The sequence below is a fragment of the Pedobacter gandavensis genome (assembly GCF_014172405.1).
In the GTDB taxonomy this organism is placed as follows: Bacteria; Bacteroidota; Bacteroidia; order Sphingobacteriales; family Sphingobacteriaceae; genus Pedobacter; species Pedobacter gandavensis.
Genome location: NZ_WNXC01000001.1, coordinates 238,194 through 255,027, shown reverse-complemented (window position 1 = coordinate 255,027; position 16,834 = coordinate 238,194). Strand labels below are relative to the sequence as shown.

At 37.9% G+C, this 16,834-nt stretch carries 19 protein-coding genes; 10 read left to right on the top strand and 9 right to left on the bottom strand.

Annotation, left to right across the window (positions count from 1 at the left end):
* Positions 1-21: 21 nt before the first annotated feature.
* Positions 22-708, bottom strand: coding sequence for a response regulator transcription factor (locus GM920_RS01010; protein ID WP_182952753.1), 687 nt, complete (start codon positions 706-708; stop codon positions 22-24).
* Positions 705-2,033, bottom strand: coding sequence for a sensor histidine kinase (locus GM920_RS01005; RefSeq protein WP_182952752.1), 1,329 nt, complete (start codon positions 2,031-2,033; stop codon positions 705-707). Before GM920_RS01005 ends, GM920_RS01010 begins: the two co-directional genes overlap by 4 nt.
* Before the next feature lie 128 nt (positions 2,034-2,161).
* Here GM920_RS01005 and GM920_RS01000 point away from each other — a divergent pair, with 128 nt between their 5' ends.
* The 9 genes from GM920_RS01000 (at position 2,162) to GM920_RS00960 (ending at position 10,518) form a co-directional block, all read left to right on the top strand.
* A complete protein-coding gene (locus GM920_RS01000; protein WP_202986003.1) occupies positions 2,162-4,534 on the top strand; it encodes an outer membrane beta-barrel family protein in 2,373 nt (790 codons plus the stop codon).
* Between the two features lie 238 nt (positions 4,535-4,772).
* The gene (locus GM920_RS00995) at positions 4,773-5,225 is read left to right on the top strand and encodes a VOC family protein (RefSeq protein ID WP_182952751.1); all 453 of its coding nucleotides are present in this window, start codon (positions 4,773-4,775) and stop codon (positions 5,223-5,225) included.
* Between the two features lie 413 nt (positions 5,226-5,638).
* Positions 5,639-6,088: a cupin domain-containing protein gene (locus GM920_RS00990; protein ID WP_182952750.1), complete on the top strand. Its 450-nt coding sequence runs from the start codon at positions 5,639-5,641 to the stop codon at positions 6,086-6,088.
* A gap of 110 nt (positions 6,089-6,198) precedes the next feature.
* On the top strand, positions 6,199-7,050 hold the full coding sequence (locus GM920_RS00985; protein ID WP_182952749.1) for an aldo/keto reductase: 852 nt from the start codon (positions 6,199-6,201) through the stop codon (positions 7,048-7,050).
* A gap of 56 nt (positions 7,051-7,106) precedes the next feature.
* Positions 7,107-7,745, top strand: a complete 639-nt coding sequence (locus GM920_RS00980) for a flavodoxin (RefSeq protein ID WP_182952748.1) — start codon at positions 7,107-7,109, stop codon at positions 7,743-7,745.
* A 40-nt stretch (positions 7,746-7,785) separates the two neighbouring features.
* Positions 7,786-8,799, top strand: coding sequence for an alpha/beta hydrolase (locus GM920_RS00975; protein ID WP_235964394.1), 1,014 nt, complete (start codon positions 7,786-7,788; stop codon positions 8,797-8,799).
* A 55-nt stretch (positions 8,800-8,854) separates the two neighbouring features.
* The gene (locus tag GM920_RS00970; RefSeq protein WP_182952746.1) at positions 8,855-9,298 is read left to right on the top strand and encodes a nuclear transport factor 2 family protein; all 444 of its coding nucleotides are present in this window, start codon (positions 8,855-8,857) and stop codon (positions 9,296-9,298) included.
* A gap of 12 nt (positions 9,299-9,310) precedes the next feature.
* Entirely contained in the window at positions 9,311-10,036 is a 726-nt protein-coding gene (locus tag GM920_RS00965; protein ID WP_182952745.1) for a carboxymuconolactone decarboxylase family protein, read from the top strand.
* A gap of 2 nt (positions 10,037-10,038) precedes the next feature.
* Complete coding sequence (locus tag GM920_RS00960; protein WP_182952744.1) at positions 10,039-10,518, top strand: cupin domain-containing protein; 480 nt, start codon at positions 10,039-10,041, stop codon at positions 10,516-10,518.
* 82 nt (positions 10,519-10,600) lie between these two features.
* On the opposite strand, the gene GM920_RS00955 is transcribed toward GM920_RS00960, so the two are convergent.
* The 7 genes from GM920_RS00955 to GM920_RS00925 form a co-directional block, all read right to left on the bottom strand.
* The gene (locus tag GM920_RS00955) at positions 10,601-12,079 is read right to left on the bottom strand and encodes a serine hydrolase domain-containing protein (RefSeq protein WP_182952743.1); all 1,479 of its coding nucleotides are present in this window, start codon (positions 12,077-12,079) and stop codon (positions 10,601-10,603) included.
* Positions 12,080-12,228: 149 nt separating this feature from the next.
* Positions 12,229-13,368: a helix-turn-helix domain-containing protein gene (locus tag GM920_RS00950; RefSeq protein ID WP_182952742.1), complete on the bottom strand. Its 1,140-nt coding sequence runs from the start codon at positions 13,366-13,368 to the stop codon at positions 12,229-12,231.
* 471 nt (positions 13,369-13,839) lie between these two features.
* Positions 13,840-14,091, bottom strand: a complete 252-nt coding sequence (locus GM920_RS00945; RefSeq protein ID WP_182952741.1) for a hypothetical protein — start codon at positions 14,089-14,091, stop codon at positions 13,840-13,842.
* 13 nt (positions 14,092-14,104) lie between these two features.
* A complete protein-coding gene (locus GM920_RS00940) occupies positions 14,105-15,112 on the bottom strand; it encodes an aldo/keto reductase (protein ID WP_182952740.1) in 1,008 nt (335 codons plus the stop codon).
* Between the two features lie 130 nt (positions 15,113-15,242).
* On the bottom strand, positions 15,243-15,536 hold the full coding sequence (locus GM920_RS00935) for a hypothetical protein (protein WP_182952739.1): 294 nt from the start codon (positions 15,534-15,536) through the stop codon (positions 15,243-15,245).
* A gap of 21 nt (positions 15,537-15,557) precedes the next feature.
* Complete coding sequence (locus GM920_RS00930; protein ID WP_182952738.1) at positions 15,558-15,797, bottom strand: hypothetical protein; 240 nt, start codon at positions 15,795-15,797, stop codon at positions 15,558-15,560.
* 21 nt (positions 15,798-15,818) lie between these two features.
* Positions 15,819-16,388: a DUF4142 domain-containing protein gene (locus tag GM920_RS00925; RefSeq protein ID WP_182952737.1), complete on the bottom strand. Its 570-nt coding sequence runs from the start codon at positions 16,386-16,388 to the stop codon at positions 15,819-15,821.
* A 220-nt stretch (positions 16,389-16,608) separates the two neighbouring features.
* On the opposite strand from GM920_RS00925, the gene GM920_RS00920 reads away from it, so the two are divergent.
* A complete protein-coding gene (locus GM920_RS00920; protein ID WP_182952736.1) occupies positions 16,609-16,797 on the top strand; it encodes a hypothetical protein in 189 nt (62 codons plus the stop codon).
* Positions 16,798-16,834 lie beyond the last annotated feature (37 nt).

The following is a 16,834-nucleotide window of genomic DNA, read 5'->3' as shown; positions in this document are numbered from 1 at the left end:
GGATTTTAATTAAAAATGGCATTAAAGTTCATTGAGCTTAAACTCAAATCCAGCTCCACGTACGGTTTCAATCACAATCTGATCATCTTCGAGGAGGTACTTACGCAACTTACTTACAAATACATCTAAGCTGCGTCCAGAAAAGTAATCGTCACTTTTCCAGATTTGTAATAGTACCTCTTCCCGTTTGATGAGTCGGTTTTTGTTCAGGTAAAAATAACGCAGCAGCAGGGCTTCTTTTTCAGTCAGGCGGATATTACCAGATTTGTGTATTAGCAAAAGGCTCTGATAATCGAACTTATATTGGCCTAGCAACAGAATATCTGGCAAAAGTACTTCTGTTTGCCTGCTGCGTGCTAAGATGTTTTTTATCCGCAGAACGAGTTCCTCTGCTTCAAAAGGTTTAACAATGTAATCATCGGCACCTAGTCTCAAACCTTTAAGTCTATCTTCTTTTTGGTTTCTTGCTGTCAGAAAAACAAAGGGCATACCGGGATAAATAGACACCACCTGGTCTGCTAGTGTGAAACCGTCCATAACCGGCATCATTACATCCAGCACACAAATATCAACGGTATCTTGCTTAAGATATGCCAATGCCTCCTGGCCATGGAGTTTCCATGTCACCTGAAAACCAGCAAGTTCAAGATACTGTTTCAGGATGCCCCCAAAATCCAAATCATCTTCAGTCATTAAAATATGTTTCATGCGATGGGTATAGTCATTGTAAATTTAGATCCTTTACCTGGGATGCTATGTACGCTGAGCGTTCCACCATGTGCGATCGCTATCTGGCGACTGTAGTACAAACCAAGCCCCAGGCCCTTCGTGTTATGAACATCGCCCTTTTCTACACGGTAAAACTTCTGAAAGATATTACTTATTTCCGTCTGTGCAATGCCGATTCCATTGTCAGATATTATAAAATTGCAGTTGTTCTCATTTTCTACAACGGTAAATGTAAGTTGGATACCACCATATTTCACTGCATTTTCCAATAGATTTGTCATCGCTGTGGTAAGGTAAAAAGGATCCGCCAGAATTTCCCGGGGAACCTCCTTCAGTTTAAGAAGAAGTTCGATTTCAGGATGTGCGGACTGGAAATCCTCGAGCAATTTTTCAAGGAAATTCATTAATGGTATGTTCACTTTATGAATGATCAATTCCCCCGAGGCTTCTGTATGTGTCATCACCTGATCAATCAATTTCTTTAACCGACGATACTGGCGGTCAATAACGTTTAATCCATTTAAGCTGACACTGTTCTCTTCCTTTTCTATTAATTGAGCTCTAACAGTGCTCACCGCAACCCCTATTGTCGCTAAAGGGGTATTGAATTCATGGGTAATGTTATTGATAAAATCCGTCTGCATGTCCGATATCTTTTTCTGTGTAATCAGACTTCTGATGGAAAAATAAAAAAGCAGGATGACCACAGTTAGCAGGAACACTGAAAAGATAAGCAGACCAAGCATTTCACGAAAAATGTTATTCCTGCCGTCAATAATGGTGAAACTGGACCGTGAATTAAAGTTCCGCACCAAAGCTCCACCAACATCATTACTTGTGGTCAGGTCATGAAGAATCAGATCATGAATAACCTGGTCTTGGTCATGGATGTTGCCATTCCCAAACCAGTATTTATTCCTGATCTGAAGGTGAGAACCTTTTCCTTGAAGGGAAACCTGTCGGAAAGTTACAGCATAAACTGTATTGTATTTTTCTAAAATTTTATTCTCCTGAATATAAGTACTGACCTGTTTGCTAATTGCGGCTGAACCATTGCTTAAAAACGCCGCAGCGACTTCAACACCTTTTGTACGTACAAGGTTTTCCGCGTCCAAAAACCACCGATTTCTGATCGAATCAATATTGATGGTCCTTTCCATATGAACGAGTTCTGTCCGAACTGCGATTTGCGCTTGCTGTTCTTTCAGCACATAGGTATTATAAATAAAATAAGTCTGTATTGCAGTTAAGGCTAATATGGCTACACTGCAGCACCAGATCAGATATTTTATCTTACGTTTCATACTTCAAATATATTATACTGCCATCATAATCGCACATAACTTTCCGGCATTAACATTCCGTTAACCAAGCATTAACCAAAAGCAGGTGTAGCGCTACAGAAGTTTGTAACAAGCAAATCAATCATATCATGCGTATATTTTTTTCTCTACTGCTATTACTGCCACTGGCAGGATACACCCAAACATTTACTTTGTCCGGCCGAATTCAGGATACAAAAGGTCTTGCTGTTCCTTATGCCAATATCACACTGAAAAGCATACGAGACAGCAGCTTTAAGCGTCCCGCTATTGCAGCTTTAGATGGAGGCTACAAGTTTACAGAATTGACTAAAGGAAGTTATAAAATACTGATCAACACCGTTGGCTTTCAGCCTTTTGAACAAGCCATTTCCATAGAAAATGACCTAAATTTACCGAGTATCAGTTTAAAAGATGAGGTATCTCAGCTTGCGGAGGTGCAGATTCTGGCGGTTAAACCAACGATTACCCGCAAAATCGACCGGGTAGAATTCAGTGTAGAAAACACCGCTTTGTCATCCTCCAATGCCTGGGAAATCGTAAAACGCGCACCTGGGATCCAGTCTGCAGGAGGCGAACTCTCCCTACGAGGGAGTAAATCCATATTGGTGACCATCAATGATAAAAAAGTCTACCTCTCTGGTGATGAGCTCAAGGCCTTTCTAGAAAGTACTAATGGGAACGAGGTCAAATCTGTTGAAATTATTACCAACCCACCAGCCAAATACGAGGCATCGGGTAGTGCGGTCATCAATATCAAATTGAAGAAAAACCTTCAAAGTGGTTATAAAGGTTCAGTAAATAGCAGCTATACCCAGGGAATTTATGGCAAAGGAGATTTAGGTACGAGCCAGTATTTTAAGGCTGAAAAATTTGCTGCTTCCGCCAATTATACTTTTGGAAAGGGGATTTTTTATAACAAGATTAATGAAATTACTAGTTATACCGCCCAGCAGCAAACCTGGTATGATGTATTGAGTCGGAAAAATTATCGTGATGCCGAACACGCCTACCGTTTAAACCTGGAATACGCTCCTGACAGTCTCAATACAATTTCCATGGGGATAAATGGCGCTATCGCTAAAAAAAATCATGCCCTTTATCTGATACCCACCGAAATTTACCAGAACGGCCAATATTTATCACGGTTTGACACGCGGAACGAAAGGTTCACGCCCCGTAGTAATGTAGCTTATACTCTATCATTTGAACACCGGTTCTCGGCCAAAGAAACACTGAATTTTGCAGCAGATTTAACAAATGACGATAACCAGACGGACCAAAATATCAGCACCGTTTATTACGAACCAGATTTATACGTCAACCAGTTTAAAAACAATAATAACCAGAAAATCAAACTATTCAGCTCACAAATGGATTACCGCAATGACATGCCTCTTTTTCAACTGGAAAGCGGTCTGAAATACAGTAGGGTGCAGGCAAACAACACGCAGGATTTTCAACATAACCTTCCAGATGGTTTTGGTACTGATCCTGAGCTAAGTAATACCTATGATTATACCGAATCGGTAATTGCAGGTTACCTCAGTTTAAGTAAAGAAATCAAGAACTGGAGCCTGAAGGCAGGATTGCGTGGTGAACATACGGCTACATTTGGAAACTCGGTTAATCCGAAGGAGCTCAATAAGCAAAACTATTTTAATCTCTTTCCAACCATTTTTATCCAGAATAAGATAAACAACAATAACACCTTAGGTTTTTCTTATGGCAGAAGGATTACCCGTCCCCCATACAGTTACCTTAATCCATCTAAATTTTATTTTAGCCCAAATTCATACCTGATTGGAGATCCGAAGTTAAAGCCAGCATTCACTGATCAGATTAGCATCAGCTATGCGTATAAAGGTAATTACCGAATGGAGGCTTATTACATGAAGGAAAAAAATCCAACAATTCAGTTGCCTTACCAGGATAATGCAGCGAATATCTTGATTCAAAAGGTAACAAATGTCCCTGGAAACCAGTATTACGGCATTGATTTCAGTGCGAGTTTCCAGCCGGCTCCGTGGTTGGCACTTGAAATACAGGCCGGACCTAATCATGTTGAAAGTAGCTTCAAATTAAGTGACGGATCCACCCTGTACAACCGTATTAATGCTTTAAATGCCAATATAGACCAGCAATATACCATTAGTGAAAAAAGAGGCTTTAGCGCGGGTGTAAATTTTAGCTTTATTACAGGTGGTGTGCAGGGGCCTGCCAAAATAAGCTCAATGAGTAGCCTGAATTTCAATGCCCGTAAAAAACTATTTAATAACAAGGCTGAGATTACCTTAATGGTGTCAGATGTTTACCGTGGTGAAACCATGACTGTTAGTTCTAAATATGCTGATCAAAACAATTCATTCACCTATTATGGCGATACCCAGAATATTCGTTTAAGCTTTAAATATAACCTGGGCAACAATGCGCTAAAAAGCAAACCTGCTAAGGAAAAAACCACGGAGCAGAATCGTCTTTAAGTAGCTTGATCAAATGTCATTAATAAAATTCTTCTTCAACAAACAAGGGTAGCTCTTATAAGAGCTACCCTTGAGACCTGCAATTGAAAGTAATCCAGGGTAAAATCAACCTGTTTATAAAATTTCAGAGGGATTTTTCTATTAACAACTTTTTGTAAACCTATCTCGTGTTCTAATTGTTTCTCTGTCGATACTAAAGATTCCGAAAACACAACCTATTTATTCAAAGAGAAAAGCTATGGCGGAAAACAAGTTAATAAGAATGGACAATATCGGCATCGTTGTGGAATCGCTCGATAATACCATTCCATTTTTTTTGGAGATTGGCCTAAAGCTTGAAGGACGGGCCACCATTGAGGGTGAATGGGCCGGTCGTGTTACCGGTCTGGGTGATCAGCGCGTAGAAATTGCCATGATGGTTACCCCTGATGGTCACAGCCGTCTGGAACTTTCACAATTTCTTAGCCCTAATCCTGTTTCAGACCACCGTATGGCTCCGGTAAACACGCTCGGTTATTTACGGGTTATGTTTACCGTTGAAGATATTGACGAAATGGTAGCCAGGCTCAGCAAACATGGCGCTCACCTCGTCGGTGAAGTGGTTCAGTATCAAAACTCATACCGACTGTGCTACATTCGCGGGGCAGAGGGGATTCTGATAGGTCTGGCAGAACAACTCAATCATAAATAAATATCAAGAACGATGACTATTTAATACTTATAATTTCACGTCTTATGTCTCGATAAAAACTATGAAGCCAAATGGCTTGATCGAGCATATGACTAAAGAACGTTCCTACCAGTTGCTGTTCATCAGCTTGATTGCTGCAATGTTTCTCGTTTATCCAGATATTACCTGATACCTTTCATGGTTGAGAGAATTCACATCAGTAAAAAAGCAGAGCCGCTGAGTCCAAAGAATGATTGGTAAACGAGTAATCACTTAATTTTTCAAAAGTCCTTTCGTCTTAAAGTACCTGATTTTCGTGTTGGTACCTCCATTCAAAAATGAATGAAGTAATTTCTCGATATTTAGGTATGATCAGTAAAACAGAAAGACAGAGTTACAACGAAATATCTTGATTTATTATAAAAATTATCACCATGAAAAAAGCACTTTATATTTCAATTTTATTACTTGCTAGCCTCACCACCCCAGTTCTGGCACAAGAAGGCCCTATTTTTCCGAAAGGGAAGAAATCACCAAATGTTCATCATGTAGGAAATGTTTGGCTTACAGAGTTAAATGCTCCTGATAGCGTATTTGCCTACGGTACATCAGTAGCCATATTTGATCCAGGAGCTAGATTGGATTGGCATAGCCATCCAGGAGGACAGATCTTAATCATTACTGAAGGGATTGGTTATTATCAAGAAAAAGGAAAACCTAAACAGATCGTAAAAAGAGGCGAAGTGGTCAAATGTCAGCCAGGAGTTGAACACTGGCATGGTGCCACGCCTGAAAGTGGTGTCACTTACATAGCAACCTCTCCTTCACAAAAAGGAAAAACAATCTGGTTGCATAAAGTAACCGATGAAGAATACAAAAAATAAGCAGATTCTTATCAGTAATCTTGATAACAGAACTCATAATCAGTATATAAATACACATTGTTCCAAATCGAAAATTTGGAATAGCAAGGTTCTAAACAAAAACAGTTAAAATGAAAACAGTTAAATTGAACAACGGAGTAGAAATGCCGATCCTGGGATTCGGCGTATTTCAGATACCCGATGCCTCCGAATGTGAAAAAGCAGTGACTGATGCCATAACAACAGGCTACAGATCAATAGATACCGCCGCTTCATATATGAATGAAGCGGCAGTTGGCCTGGCTATTAAAAATAGTGGAATAGCAAGAGAAGCGCTTTTTATTACTACCAAACTTTCAGTGCAGGATAATGGCTTTGAGAAAACAAAGGTCGCCTTTCATAGATCACTGGAAAGACTGCAATTAGATTATCTGGACTTATATCTGATCCACCAGCCTTATGGTGATATTTTCGGTTCCTGGAGGGCGATGCAGGAGTTATACCAGGAAGGAAAAATCAAAGCGATCGGGGTTGCCAATTTTCAACCTGACAGACTAATTGACCTGATCATAAACAGTGGATTTAGCCCTGCAGTCAACCAAATTGAGACCCACCCTTTTCACCAACAGATTGAAACGCAAAAGTTCTTAGAAGAAAACAAGGTGCAAATTGAATCTTGGGGCCCATTTGCAGAAGGGAAAAACAACATTTTCAATAATGAGCTTTTAACTACCATTGGACTAAAATTCGATAAAAGTGTAGCGCAAGTAATTCTTCGATGGTTAACTCAAAGAGGTATTGTTGCCATTCCAAAATCGGTTCGAAAAGAAAGAATGGTAGAGAACTTTGAAATTTTTGATTTTGAACTATCCTCAGAAGATATGGAAACCATAACCACCTTAAATATGAATCAAAGTCTATTCTTTGACCATAGAGACCCTGCAATGGTCAAATGGTTGAGTGAACGCAAATTAGACATATAATAGGAAAAAGGAATAGGCAGGTATTTTGGGGTCTTCAAACAAGTACAAAAACTGAAATGAAAACATTAAAATTAAATTGGTTATGGCTCAGTACAGTTTTATTGTTGCTATCCTCTTGCTTAAAGGCACAGGAGTCAGTACCCGAAAAAACTGAATTATTGAAAGATAAAAAAGTATTGATAGTTTATTTGTCGAGAACAAAAAACACCAAGGCTCTTGCAGAGCTCATCCATCAGAAAGTTGCTGGAGACCTGGTGTCCTTGGAGCTGGTTACCCCCTATCCCGAGCATTATCAGACCACTGTGGACCAAGTTGCCAATGAAAATGCAACAGGCATTTTACCCCCTTTGAAAACAAAAATTGACAGTATCGAGAAGTATGATGTGGTCTTTCTCGGATTTCCTACTTGGGGAATGCAACTACCTCCCCCTATGAAAAGCTTTTTGAACCAGTACGATCTAGGCGGAAAAACGGTAATTCCTTTTAATACCAATGCAGGTTACGGCATTGGCAGCAGCTTTGAAACGGTAAAACAATTGTGTCCAAACAGCAAAATACTGGAAGGTTTTTCAACCAAGGGTGGCAAAGAAAGGGATGGTATTTTATTCGTGATGGAAGGCAACAAAGAAAAACAAGTTCAGGCTGAACTGCAGAGCTGGTTAAAAAAAATTGGTCTTGATCAATTAAAAAAATAATAAAATGAAACCGCTAAAATTCACACTAATAGCTATACTTATGACAACAGGTATCGTAACTTCAGCTCAAACCAAATCCGAAAATCGTTTTGGATTGGTCTATGGGTATGCCATTACAGCTAATGTACCAGGAAAAGTAAACATTCATCCCATCACCTATAAACTAAATGGGATTGATATTGCAGCCAATGTTTATACACCTGCTGGTTACAATACTTCACAGAAATATCCTGCAGTAGTAGTGGCTCATCCCAATGGTGGCGTGAAAGAACAGACAGCCGGTTTGTATGCACAACAGTTGGCAGAATCGGGTTACATCACAATTGCTGCAGATGCTGCCTATCAAGGTGCCAGTGGTGGAAAACCACGTCATGTCGATAAACCTGCAAATCGGATTGAAGATATTCATGGTATGGCAGACTTTATCAGCCAATATGCTGGAGTTGATCAGAACCGTTTGGGAGTTTTAGGCATTTGCGGTGGCGGTGGTTATTCTTTAAAGGCTGCACAAGGTGATAAACGTTTCAAAACTGTAGCGACTTTGAGCATGTTTAATTCAGGTGAGGTAAGACGTAATGGTTTTCAGAACTCGCAACTGGGCACAATCCAGGAACGGTTAAAACAAGCCTCAGATGCCCGTGCCCAGGAAGCTGCGGGCGCTGAAGTGATTTATACAGGTGTGGTCATGCCAACAGATGAGGAAGTTGCTAAAATCTCAACCGACCTTTACCGTGAAGGATTTATGTACTATTACAGAACCCATGCACATCCCAATTCTACCTTTAAATACACCTTAAGTAGCCTGATCGATCTAATGACTTTTGATGCCGCCACTAACATGGATCTGATCAATCAGCCCTTATTGATGATGGCCGGAAGCAAAGCCGATTCAAAGTACATGACAGATGAAGCTTTCGAAAAAGCCAGCAATGCAAAAACAAAAGAACTGTTTGTTATTGATGGTGCCACGCATATCCAAACTTACTGGAAACCTGAATATGTAAATCTGGCAGTGAAAAAACTGGTGGATTTCTTTGGTAAAAATCTTCAATAAAAGCTACTGAACCCAAAACAAATTCACGCTGTTCTTAAATCTAAAAGCAATCAATATGAGATCTCTAATTATCGGACTATTAATCATTATGGGTACACAATCATCCTTCGCGCAAAACTCTAAGGTTGATGAAGAAATCATTAAACTCTCCAAAGATAAATGGACTTGGATGTCAGAAAAGAACATCGATATTCTGGACAAGTTGTTTCACGAAAAATCTGTGTTTGTCCACATGGGGGGCTCATGGGGAAAGCAACAAGAAATTAATGTCATCAAAAGTGGAAACATCTGGTACAAAAAAGCCGATATCCACGATGTCTCCGTGAATGTAATTGACAATACCGCCATTCTATTGAATAAAATTGATTTGCTGGCTGTTGTGGGTGGAAATGAAGTAACCAACCCATTTATGGTGACAGAAGTTTATATCAAACAAGGTGGATCATGGAAACTAGGCTCCTTGTCTTTTACAAAACTGATTGGTCCTAACGGCAAATAACAACCATCAATCATGAAAAACAATAAAATAATCATCGCATTCATCCTCACATTCAACGCTATTTCAGTTATGACAAAGGCCCAGGATAATCAAAACATCGGATTAAGTCCTAAAGAGCAAAGTATTATTGGGATTGCTGCTCTGACAGGAAAAGGCGATCTAATAAAGCTAAAGACCGAACTAAACCGAGGACTCGATGTTGGACTAACCGTCAACCAAATCAAAGAAAGCCTTGTTCATGTCTATGCCTATGCAGGTTTCCCAAGAAGTATCCGTGGTTTACAGACCTTTATGACTGTATTGGATGAACGAAAAAGCAAAGGGATCAATGACCTGATGGGCCCAGAAGCATCACCAATCAAAGACCAGCGAAGCAAATATAAGCGTGGTAAAGCCATATTAAAAGAATTGACTGGAGTAACGGAGCAGGAACAAAAAACTGGTTACGCGGCCTTTGCTCCTGAAATAGAAATATTCCTTAAAGAGCATTTGTTTGCAGATATTTTTGAGCGTGATATACTCACTTATCAGCAAAGAGAGCTGCTGACCGTATCAGTCCTAAGCAGTATTGGTGGAGTGGAGCCCATGCTAAATTCCCATTTGAAAATCTGCATAAACCTAGGTTTAACCCCAAACCACTTACAGCAATTTCTGAGCATTATAAAATCAACCATCGGTGACAAGGAAGCCCTTTCCACAGAAATTGTTTTAAATAACTTACTTAAAGACAAAAAGTAAAAATGAAATATCTCTTAAACACCAATCTCGCATGCTTACTGCTTCTGCTTTACTCCTGTAACTGTACCCCAGTAGATCGTAATTCAAAAGCAGAAAACACATCGATTATTTTCCCTAAGGGAGATAAAAATACAAATCAAAATTTCAAGGGTGAAGTATGGGTGAAATCCCTGGTGGAAACCGATAGCTTAAATGAAACCGCCGTTGGAAATGTCACTTTTGCTCCCGGAGCTAGAAGTAATTGGCATATCCACCCTGCAGGACAAATTCTTTTAGTCATAGATGGCGTAGGATATTATCAGGAAAAAGGAAAGTCAAAAGTCATTCTTCGCAAAGGAGATGTGATAAAATGCCCGCAAAATCTAGCTCATTGGCACGGGGCAAGTCCAGATACTGCATTTGTTCAGGTAGCAATAACCAGCAGAAAGAATGGACCAACGGTATGGCTACAAGCTGTCACGGAAAAAGAATACAAGGATTAATTCCCCCATTTATCGCCTAATGGGGGAATTAATTTGCTCAAAAAGCTAGAGCCATTCCGCTTTTCTTTGGTTTTGATTTTACTTACAAGAGTTGTTTTTCACTATTAACCAACGGCACCTTAACAGTCATATGATCTCTAATTAAGGTAACGGAACTTATCTTTCCATTGCTGAAATCTATTTTTAATAAATTGGGATAATCTACAATTCTAAATAATCCATTTTTCAAATACAACAACTCGTTATCATTTTTCCCCTTAAAATGTTGCAAAAATGGAGACTGAACATAAAGGCGGTTATTCTTCTCCACAATTTTGGTTTCCATTTTCTGCCCATAAAGGAAGTCATCATAAGATCCGATGAGCTGTTTTTTTAGATTTAAAGGCATTTCTAAAACATCTTCATGAAGTGCTTTTTTATTCCAATCCATCATGGTCAGGATCTTTACTCTAGTATCGTTAATCACAGGAATACGATTGTTTTTTTCGCCATTTGCAAGAATTACAAAGCCGTTCCCATCTGTCATAGTGGCGAAAATACTACCACCAACTCCAGTATTTGAGCCACTACACATAAACCAATCATAGTTATTATAATGAACAGACCTTTGCCATCCATAACTCCAGCCCCCAACTGCATTCTTTAAAGCGGTCACTTCCGTTACCTTTTTTGCAATGGCATGAGAAATCACTTTGTTATTTTTATTACGCAAGGCATTCTGTATCTCAATAGAAAGTTTTGCTAAATCTGTCGGTGTAGACCATACTCCTGATGCGCCAACTTGTGGCGTAATTGGCAAGCCACTTTTAATAACTTTTCCATCTTTATCGTGAACAAATGCAACATTGGTTGGAAATCCTTTTTCATTAGGTTGTATCATTGTTGTGTTCTTCATGCCTAGAGGGGCAAAAATATATTCTTCTGCAAGTTCTGCAATAGGCTTGTTTAAAGTATCTTCTAATGCCATTTGGACAATTACATAACCTCCACCACTGTATTCAAAATTAGTTCCTGGTGTGAACAGAAATTCAATTTCCTTACCGTATCTTGATATTTGTCCTAAAAGACTTTGCTTGATTGTGGGAATGGTATCTCCTTCATAATAGTCGGCAAATCCACCTTGACTTGTACCAGAGGTGTGATTAAAAAAATGTTTCCAGGTTGGGCTATTATTTTCCGTAAACTTACTTTTTGGCAAATGCCAACGTTTTAAATACTTATCTATTGATTCATCTAAATTAATTAAGCCTTTCTCTTCTAGTATATGGCATAGAAGTGCTGTTATTGGTTTTGTGATGGATGCTGTAGAAAATGCAGTGTTTTCATCTATTTTTTCTTTGGAATTCATAGATTTCAATCCTACCTGATTCGAATACACAATCTTGTAATTTTCAAAAATAACAAGACTAAGTCCTGCAAGTTGATGTTTTCTTGATTGTTCTTCAAGATCCAAATTGTCCTTTAGAACACTATAGTTTCTATTTTTCGACAACCCCATATTTCTTGTCTGGCAGCTCGAAATTGTCAGTAGAAGAATCAGTAAAAACAGCGAATTTTTCATTGTATCGTTTTTTTGTTAAAATTATTTCGATACAAACATGGGGAAGAAATCAACGGTATGCGACCGAATAAAAGTAGTCGGACGCATTTGTCTTAAAAAATAAGTAAGAATAATTACAAGACAAGTACGAGTAATCGCAAGGTACTACACTACAACCCCTTACGGTAAGAAGTCGGGGTATTACCTGTATGTTTTTTAAATGCCGTATTAAAAGAAGATTTTGAATTAAAGCCTACATCGTACAGAATTTCTAAAATAGTTAGCCTACTTTTAGTAGCATCCCTTAAAATATCCATCGCACGCTCTATGCGATAGACATTGACGAAATCATAAAAATGCTGTTCTAATTTATGATTAATTAAAAGAGATAAATCTCGAACAGGAATTTTAACATCTTTAGAGACATCTTGAATTGTTAAAGAAGGATTAAGAAATGGCTTTTCATCAGTCATATATCTCTTTAATTTCAATAACTCTTCATTGTATTCTATTTCATTTATACCTGGTTGCTTAATGTTTTTATCTTCTAAAACCAGATCGGAAACAAGCTTTAAGTTTGAATCAATGTTTCTAAATAAACCAGGATTATTTAATGCTTTATATAAATACCAACAAATAATAAATAGTTGAAACACCAGGATTCCAATTTTTATCCATTCGGAGATATATGGATAATCGGAGAATTTCAACACATTTTTTAAAATGACAATCAAATACAAAATAGTTAATACGCTTGTAAATTGAAACAACCAATTATAGGAATTAATACTTGTGCCGGCGTAATTCTCAAGATATAGCTTTTTTGCTTTTCTTAATAACATAAAAACAGCGGCAAAATAGACAACGATCTGAATAAAAATAAGAATATGATTAAACTGCAGTTCAATCATATCTTGACGATTCATTAAAAAATTAATTTTAGAGGCGAGATCTACGGTATAAAAACGAGGTAATAAAATTACATTAGCAATTAAAAACGGAAGCAGATGAAGTAAATGTTTGGGTTTAAACTTGAAATCAGCATAACAAACAGATGAAACATACATATAGAAAACAGGAATTTGTAAAAAAGCAAATGTAGTTCTTAGCATTCCCAGATTTGACGGACCGTTACTTACTAAAGTAAATAAAGGATGACTATTATCTATTGCGGTTATTAATAGAAAAACAGCAAACAGCACATTACTTCTCTTATGTTTTGTTTTAACTGTCAATAGGAAAAAAGCAAGAAATAATGAAACAAACAAGGTTATTATAGTTACAATAACTAATAAATTAATTTTATCCATTCCTTAATCTTTTTTTATCGTTTATTTCAGAAAACTTGTTCTTTTTCGCTCGCAGGTAAGAATTCACAAATTTATGATGTGCACCATCTTTAGCTGTTCATCTTCTGCGGCGAATTTATATAAATTTTTCACAAAATAAAGTGTAAAAAGAATAGCCTATGCTAATCATTAAGAAAGGTTTTCTATATTTTTTATTTTGCACGACTACTACAGAATATGTACATTATATAGCACCAGTCCGGTCGGCGTATCTAGCGCTTTTTCTTGCGCCATTTGCATAAGCTCGTTCTCCCGGTATTGACCCTCAGCATATCACTTAGATAATTTGGAGATATATGGAGTTGATCTGCAACGAACTGGACTGATGGCATTCCTAAATCGGACAGGGACTCAGCTTCAAAATATTTATTTAACACAAACTCCAGCCTAATCAAAAGATCATTATTGGCATTCTTTCGTGTGATAAACTACCTATTGTAAAACCTGTTGTATAAAAAGATCTTCTTCCTGTTCGGATAAATGCAAGGCTTCATTTGTAGCATAAGAAAAAAAACCGTACTCCTTAATTTTTCTAGCTAAAGGATAACTTGCAAAGAAATCTACATGGACAACTAACATATGGATTACACTTACCAGTGGATGATTTGGTCCCTTAATATTCAAACACTTATGAAGTACTGAAATAGTAGCAAAATGTTCTGGTGCCTGAATTTTATTTTTCAAAATCCTCAACTTATTAATCAATCGCCTGCATACCAGCCGCATCGTAACGATCCCCTGTAAGTGTACCTAATGGTATAATACTTTCGAGTTGATCCAGCTCTGCTTTTGTCAATTCAATATTGGTAGCTACTATATTTTGTTCCACATACTTGACACGTTTAGTACCTGGAATAGGAACAGCTCCTTTGGCTATTGTCCAGGCAATTGCCAATTGGGAACTGGAGATCCCTTTTAGTTTTGCCATATTCTCTATTTCCCCTAATAATTCAAGATTCTTTTGAAACTGTTCGCCCATATACTTTGGTAATGACCTGCGAAAATCATGCTCCGGGAAATCTTCCACCTTCTTAAACTGACCGGAAAGAAAACCTCTACCAAGAGGAGAATAGGCAACCAATCCTATTCCCAGTTCATCCAACGTATCATTAATCCCTGTTTCCTCCAATGACCTTTCAAATAAGGAGTACTCCGTTTGAACCGCTGTCAATGGATGCACAGCACTCGCTTTACGAATGGTATCAGAAGATACTTCTGAAAGTCCAACATACTTAACTTTGCCCTCTTTAACCAGTTCAGCCAATACTTCCATTGTTTCCTCAATTGGGGTGCTTTTATCCAGCCGATGTTGATAGTAGAGATCAATATATTCAGTTCCGAGATTTTGTAATGAACGCTCAACAGCTTTTCTAACATAAGATTTACGGCCATTGATCTTTCCAGTCAACTGTTCTTCATCATTGATTTCAAAACCAAATTTGGAAGCAATAACATATTGTTCTCGATTTCCTTTAATTGCTTTCCCTACTAGCCTTTCGTTTAATAGTGGACCGTACAGATCTGCTGTATCGAGGAAATTACCCCCAAGTTCCAAAGATCGATGAATAGTTGCGATGGCCTCCGCCTCATCTGCTTTTCCATAAATATCAGCTCCAGCGATCGTTGTCATCCCCATACAGCCTAAACCAACAGCAGGAACAATTAGTCCCTGACTACCCAAACTTACTTTCTTAATTTCAGACATATCTTCGATTTTTATTGACTTAACAAATATCACCTTGACATTTCAAATTATTGTATCCCGATCTCTGAATAATGTATCCAAAAAAGGATAGCACCCATTAAGTAGAAAGTTTAACCTAAAATAGTGACGACTAGTTCAAAGACCCTTTAACTCTTTCCTTGATTTGCTCTCCTATCCTCTGCACTACTTCCTGCTTAAGGAGCATATCTGCGTGTCCTGAAGTTTCATCATATTTATTATTTGGGTAAGTAATGGCATCCAAATCATTTGCAGAGATTGCCTTCCAACTTTCCCCCTGCCCAATAAAGATCTCCCCTACAAGCGCACCATGATAAACAACCATATAACTACCAGTGTCCTTGGGGTGGATGTTCAAATCCAACTGTTCAGTACCGTTTTTGATAACTATATTAAATGGATCCATAATATTTACTATCTAAATAAATTAAGCATTCTCACCGTTTATACGCTTAAACCGTTCTTCAAGAGCAGAACGCCAATCTTGAATTGCCCCCTCAAGGGTATCTCCACTTCCGAAAATACCGGTCTCGCGATCCGGTCCCGATAAGCAACAGAAAGTCGTTCCATCCAAATATACCGTAGGTTTTAACTTTTGTACTGCCTGGTCGTACCTGCTGTAATCAATTTCGATTTTAGCATTGGGATTTATTGAATTTGTTGCCATATACTTAGTATAAAACTGTTTTTATTTCAATGAGGTCTGAATCTCTTTAGCCATTTGGTAATGCTTCTCCAAAATGGGCAAGGTTTGCTTGATGAAGTCCTTTACTTCTTGTTTTAAGCTACTGGAAGTTTTGAAAAGATCAATTGTTTTCTCATGATCATAAACCATCATGTCCATATAATGAATATCAAATTCCTTTTGATTTAGGTTTTTCATCTCATTCATATGGTCCATCACATCAGCAGGATAATCAGTCGGCAGAAGATGCTCCAATTTAAGTGCAATAGCCTTAAGTTCCTGATTGGTTTTGGTATAGTCAGCAATCATCTGAGAGGCAAACTTCTTCACTTTTGCATTTGTGGATTTTTCTAATGCAAGTCTAGCTAGATCAACCTCCATCATTCCGGCTACTGCAGCTGTGTCCATGAAATTAGCACCATCGCCATCTACTTTACTCATATCAGTTAAATCATGTGATTTCTTAAGCGGAAGATCCTGCACTTTACCACTTTTATCTGTATTCATACATGCAGCAAGTATTGTTAATACCAAAAGATGGATACCATATTTAAATATGCTTATACTTTTCATCGTCTTATATTTTAAAAGATGCTATAGTTCAAAGGCTTTAAACTCATCGACTGCACAAAAAGTTTTGAATCCTACAAAAAAGGGATCAAATTAGATCATCCCTATCTTGATCTCATTGGCCTGATATATCCAGTTTTTTTAACAAAAAGTTTCTTTTACCAAACTACATGTACCGCCAACTGTTATATATTATTGAATCTGGTCATTAAAATCTAAAGTCATGAAAGCAAAACTTAATGAAAAGACCAAGTCTGACTCCATTGTGAAGACCTCTTTCAAAAGAAGAAATTATTATTTTCATCCAGATGAAGATTTTAGAGAAGATCACACATGGGACAAAGCCAAATCAACAGAATTGTTAAATTCTGAAGTAGAAAAAAAAGAAGCATCCAAAACCCAAATTAAGTAATATCAAAAAATAGTACAGGAAATTACCCCATTCACCT

Excerpts from the sequence above, each read along its gene's own strand:
- GM920_RS00930 (WP_182952738.1), bottom strand. The coding sequence starts at position 15,797 with ATGGCAACAAATTCAATAAATCCCAATGCTAAAATCGAAATTGATTAC.
- GM920_RS01010 (WP_182952753.1), bottom strand. The coding sequence starts at position 708 with ATGAAACATATTTTAATGACTGAAGATGATTTGGATTTTGGGGGCATC.
- GM920_RS00950 (WP_182952742.1), bottom strand. The coding sequence starts at position 13,368 with ATGGATAAAATTAATTTATTAGTTATTGTAACTATAATAACCTTGTTT.
- GM920_RS00980 (WP_182952748.1), top strand. The coding sequence starts at position 7,107 with ATGAAAACATTAAAATTAAATTGGTTATGGCTCAGTACAGTTTTATTG.
- GM920_RS00985 (WP_182952749.1), top strand. The coding sequence starts at position 6,199 with ATGAAAACAGTTAAATTGAACAACGGAGTAGAAATGCCGATCCTGGGA.
- GM920_RS00925 (WP_182952737.1), bottom strand. The coding sequence starts at position 16,388 with ATGAAAAGTATAAGCATATTTAAATATGGTATCCATCTTTTGGTATTA.
- GM920_RS00975 (WP_235964394.1), top strand. The coding sequence starts at position 7,786 with ATGACAACAGGTATCGTAACTTCAGCTCAAACCAAATCCGAAAATCGT.
- GM920_RS00995 (WP_182952751.1), top strand. The coding sequence starts at position 4,773 with ATGGCGGAAAACAAGTTAATAAGAATGGACAATATCGGCATCGTTGTG.
- GM920_RS00990 (WP_182952750.1), top strand. The coding sequence starts at position 5,639 with ATGAAAAAAGCACTTTATATTTCAATTTTATTACTTGCTAGCCTCACC.
- GM920_RS00960 (WP_182952744.1), top strand. The coding sequence starts at position 10,039 with ATGAAATATCTCTTAAACACCAATCTCGCATGCTTACTGCTTCTGCTT.
- GM920_RS00965 (WP_182952745.1), top strand. The coding sequence starts at position 9,311 with ATGAAAAACAATAAAATAATCATCGCATTCATCCTCACATTCAACGCT.
- GM920_RS00920 (WP_182952736.1), top strand. The coding sequence starts at position 16,609 with ATGAAAGCAAAACTTAATGAAAAGACCAAGTCTGACTCCATTGTGAAG.
- GM920_RS00935 (WP_182952739.1), bottom strand. The coding sequence starts at position 15,536 with ATGGATCCATTTAATATAGTTATCAAAAACGGTACTGAACAGTTGGAT.
- GM920_RS00955 (WP_182952743.1), bottom strand. The coding sequence starts at position 12,079 with ATGAAAAATTCGCTGTTTTTACTGATTCTTCTACTGACAATTTCGAGC.
- GM920_RS00940 (WP_182952740.1), bottom strand. The coding sequence starts at position 15,112 with ATGTCTGAAATTAAGAAAGTAAGTTTGGGTAGTCAGGGACTAATTGTT.
- GM920_RS00970 (WP_182952746.1), top strand. The coding sequence starts at position 8,855 with ATGAGATCTCTAATTATCGGACTATTAATCATTATGGGTACACAATCA.
- GM920_RS01005 (WP_182952752.1), bottom strand. The coding sequence starts at position 2,033 with ATGAAACGTAAGATAAAATATCTGATCTGGTGCTGCAGTGTAGCCATA.
- GM920_RS01000 (WP_202986003.1), top strand. The coding sequence starts at position 2,162 with ATGCGTATATTTTTTTCTCTACTGCTATTACTGCCACTGGCAGGATAC.